Below are 431 nucleotides of genomic sequence, written 5' to 3'. Positions count from 1 at the left end.
CGTCGAGCCAGTCGAACCCGTTGCACCAGTGTCGCCAGTCGCACCTGTCGAGCCAGTTGCGCCAGTCGCACCAGTCGAGCCAGTGGCTCCGGTCGCACCAGTCGAGCCGGTGGCTCCGGTCGAGCCGGTTGAGCCAGTCGCTCCGGTATCGCCGGTTGCACCGGTCGAGCCAGTAGCTCCGGTATCGCCGGTCGCACCTGTGGCGCCGGTTGCTCCAGTCGAACCTGTGGCTCCAGTATCGCCAGTCGCACCAGTCGAGCCGGTGGCTCCGGTCGAGCCGGTATCGCCAGTCGCACCAGTCGAGCCAGTGGCACCCGTCGAGCCAGTCGAACCCGTTGCACCAGTGTCGCCAGTCGCACCTGTTGCGCCGGTCGAACCAGTGGAGCCGGTGGCTCCGGTCGAGCCCGTCGCTCCAGTCGAGCTCCAGTCGA

At 68.2% G+C, this 431-nt stretch carries 1 protein-coding gene; it reads right to left on the bottom strand.

From position 1 onward, the window contains the following. Nucleotides 1–431, bottom strand: a 431-nt coding sequence (locus AC1DZU_RS35675) for a hypothetical protein (protein WP_477292161.1), incomplete at both ends; no start/stop codon positions are given.

This window comes from Mesorhizobium sp. P2_A12 (assembly GCF_056405075.1).
This window is presented reverse-complemented; position numbering and strand designations above follow the sequence as displayed.